The sequence below is a fragment of the Streptomyces sp. T39 genome, from assembly GCF_008042045.1.
Taxonomy (GTDB): domain Bacteria; phylum Actinomycetota; class Actinomycetes; order Streptomycetales; family Streptomycetaceae; genus Streptomyces.
In genome coordinates, this window is sequence record NZ_RDBP01000287.1 from 1 (window position 1) to 735 (window position 735).

Below are 735 nucleotides of genomic sequence, written 5' to 3' on the forward strand. Positions count from 1 at the left end.
GCGCGCCGCCCGCGACGCCGGCCTCGGCGTGATGCTCGGCAACAGCGCGGGCAGCGGCGACGAGGAGGCGTACTACCTGTCGCTCTTCGCCGAGCAGCGGGTACGGGGTGTCCTCGTCACCCCCGCCGACCACGGTGGCCGCCACGTCCGCGAGTTCGCCCGGCACGGCATCCCGTTCGTCCACGTCGACCGGGCGCTGCCCAGCGCCGAGGGCTGCTCGGTGTCCGTGGACGACATCACGGGCGGCGCCCTCGCCGTGCGCCACCTCGTGCAGCGCGGGCACCGGGAGGTCGTCTACGTCAGCGGCCCCATGCACCTCGCGCAGTGCCGCGACCGCCGCGAGGTGCATGGGGCCGCTGACGTAGACGACCTCCCGGTGCCCGCGCTGCACGAGGTGGCGCACGGCGAGGGCGCCGCCCGTGATGTCGTCCACGGACACCGAGCAGCCCTCGGCGCTGGGCAGCGCCCGGTCGACGYRGACGAACGGGATGCCGTGCCGGGCGAACTCGCGGACGTGGCGGCCACCGTGGTCGGCGGGGGTGACGAGGACACCCCGTACCCGCTGCTCGGCGAAGAGCGACAGGTAGTACGCCTCCTCGTCGCCGCTGCCCGCGCTGTTGCCGAGCATCACGCCGAGGCCGGCGTCGCGGGCGGCGCGCTCCGCGCCCTTGGCCACGGAGACGAAGAAGGGGTTGGCCATGTCGAGSACGAGCATCGCCAGCATCCGGCTGCTGC

2 pseudogenes are annotated in these 735 nt (G+C 74.7%); one reads left to right on the plus strand and one right to left on the minus strand.

Features of this window, described 5'->3' with window-relative positions:
• Positions 1-31: 31 nt before the first annotated feature.
• Positions 32-259: pseudogene (locus EAO77_RS40960) on the plus strand (LacI family transcriptional regulator); the annotation flags it as partial.
• On the opposite strand, the pseudogene EAO77_RS40965 reads toward EAO77_RS40960, so the two are convergent.
• Positions 182-735: pseudogene (locus tag EAO77_RS40965) on the minus strand (LacI family transcriptional regulator); the annotation flags it as partial. The pseudogenes EAO77_RS40960 and EAO77_RS40965 sit on opposite strands and share 78 nt — an antisense overlap.